Origin of the sequence: Xanthobacter autotrophicus, assembly GCF_030015065.1 — a bacterium.
Taxonomy (GTDB): Bacteria; Pseudomonadota; Alphaproteobacteria; order Rhizobiales; family Xanthobacteraceae; genus Xanthobacter; species Xanthobacter autotrophicus_D.
Genome location: NZ_JAIVFN010000232.1, coordinates 1 through 2,216 on the forward strand (window position 1 = coordinate 1; position 2,216 = coordinate 2,216).

Sequence of the window (2,216 nt, forward strand, 5' to 3'; positions counted from 1 at the left end):
CTCCCAACCCTCCCCCGCAAGCGGGAGAGGGCTTTGCCGGCAGGCTTTAGCAAGGACGTTCTGGCATGACGCACATTCACCCCGCCGTCACCAACGGCACCTTCGACGTGGAGAAGGTGCGCGGCGACTTCCCGGCGCTGTCGCTGGAGGTGAACGGCCATCCGCTCACCTATCTCGACAATGCCGCCTCGGCGCAGAAGCCGCGGCAGGTGATCCAGCGCATGGTCACCGCCTATGAGCGGGAATATTCCAACGTCCATCGCGGCCTGCATTTTCTCGCCAATGCCGCCACCGAGGCGTTCGAGCAGGCGCGCGAGAGCGTGCGCGGCTTCCTGAATGCGGCGAGCGTGGACGAGATCATCTTCACCCGCTCGGGCACGGGGGCCATCAACACGGTGGCCAGCTCGCTCGGGCAGTCGATCCAGCCGGGCGACGAGATCGTGCTCTCCATCATGGAGCACCATTCCAACATCGTGCCGTGGCACTTCCTGCGCGAGCGCAAGGGCGCGGTGATCAGGTGGGCGCCGGTGCGCGAGGACGGCGCGTTCGACTTCGAGGCGTTCAAGGGCCTTCTGTCCGAGCGCACGAAGATCGTCGCCATCACCCACATGTCCAACGTGCTGGGCACGGTGACGCCCATCAAGGAGATCGCGGCGGCGGCCCATGCGGTGGGGGCCAGGGTGCTGGTGGACGGCTGCCAGGCCATCGTCCACATGCCCGTGGACGTGCGCGACCTGGACGTGGATTTCTACGCCATCACCGGCCACAAGCTCTATGCGCCCACCGGCGTCGGCGTGCTCTACGGCAAGCTGGACCTCCTGGCGGACATGCCGCCCTATGAGGGCGGCGGCGAAATGATCCGCGAGGTGACGGAAGATGACGTGACCTATGGCGTGCCGCCCCACAGATTTGAAGCTGGAACACCTCCAATCGTTCAGGCCATCGGGCTCGGCGCGGCGGTGGAATATGTGAACTCCATCGGCCGCGAGCGCATCGCCGCCCACGAGCACGATCTGTCCGTCTATGCCCACGAACGCCTGGGAGCGCTCAATTCCCTGCGCATCATCGGGACCGCGCCGGGCAAGGGTGGCATCATTTCCTTCGAGATGAAGGGCGCCCATCCCCATGACGTGGCCACCATCATCGACCGCTACGGTGTTGCAGTGCGGGCGGGCACCCATTGCGCCCAGCCGCTTTTGGCCCGATATGGGACAACAGCGACGTGCCGCGCATCCTTTGCCCTTTACAACACGCGCGCCGACGTGGACCGTCTGGTGGACGCCCTCGTCAAGGCGCAGGATTTGTTCGCATGACCGAGACGAAGACCACCGAGCAGGCGAATATGCCGCAGATCAAGTCCTCCATTGCCGAGGCTGAGCTGGAGCGCCTGACCGACAGCATCGTCGGTGCGCTGAAGACCGTCTATGACCCCGAAATCCCGGTGGACATCTACGAGCTGGGCCTCATCTACAAGGTGGACATCGCCGACGACCGCAGCGTCGCGGTGGAAATGACGCTCACCACCCCCAACTGCCCTGCGGCGGCCGAGCTGCCGGGCATGGTGGAGAGCGCCGTGGCGTCGGTGCCGGGCATCTGCGATGTGAAGGTGGACATCACCTTCGACCCGCCGTGGGACCAGGGCCGCATGTCGGAAGAAGCCCGCGCCACCCTCAACCTGTGGTGAGGTGACGGTGGGCGGCGCGCCTTCCGCTCCGCCGTCCACCCGCCCGCCGCCGCTCGGCCGGGTGGTCGAAACCGGCCTCTACGTGGACGACCTTGCGCGCGCCACCGCCTTCTACGAAGGTGTGCTGGGTCTTACGCCCATGCTCTCCGACACGCGCTTCGCCGCCTATCCGGTGGGCGACACGGTGCTGCTGCTGTTCAGGCGCGGCACGGCGGATGAGGCCATCCCCCTGCCGTTCGGCGGCGCCATCCCGCCCCATGACGGGGCCGGCCGGCTGCACTTCGCCTTCGCCGTGGCGGCGGACGACATCGAGCCGTGGCGGGCGCACCTTCAGGCCCACGGCGTCGCCATCGAGGGCGAGGTGCATTGGCCGAGGGGCTCCACCAGCCTCTATTTCCGCGACCCCGACGGCAACCTCGCCGAGATCGCCAGCCCCGGGCTCTGGGCGAATTATTGAACCGGGGCCGGGCGATGCGGAGCGAAACCGATTCCCGGCGGTGAACCCTCTCCCGCTTGCGGGGGAGGGCAGGGA

General features: G+C 67.1%; 3 protein-coding genes. All 3 read left to right on the forward strand.

Annotation, left to right across the window (positions count from 1 at the left end):
* The first annotated feature begins 65 nt into the window (after nt 1-65).
* Genes K9U40_RS22630 through K9U40_RS22640 form a run of 3 tightly spaced genes read left to right on the forward strand, consistent with a single transcriptional unit; the run spans nt 66 to nt 2,141 of the window.
* Nucleotides 66-1,313: a cysteine desulfurase gene (locus tag K9U40_RS22630; RefSeq protein WP_282892348.1), complete on the forward strand. Its 1,248-nt coding sequence runs from the start codon at nt 66-68 to the stop codon at nt 1,311-1,313.
* On the forward strand, nt 1,310-1,684 hold the full coding sequence (locus K9U40_RS22635; protein ID WP_282892349.1) for an SUF system Fe-S cluster assembly protein: 375 nt from the start codon (nt 1,310-1,312) through the stop codon (nt 1,682-1,684). Before K9U40_RS22630 ends, K9U40_RS22635 begins: the two co-directional genes overlap by 4 nt.
* Before the next feature lies 1 nt (nt 1,685).
* Nucleotides 1,686-2,141, forward strand: coding sequence for a VOC family protein (locus K9U40_RS22640; RefSeq protein ID WP_414114755.1), 456 nt, complete (start codon nt 1,686-1,688; stop codon nt 2,139-2,141).
* Nucleotides 2,142-2,216 lie beyond the last annotated feature (75 nt).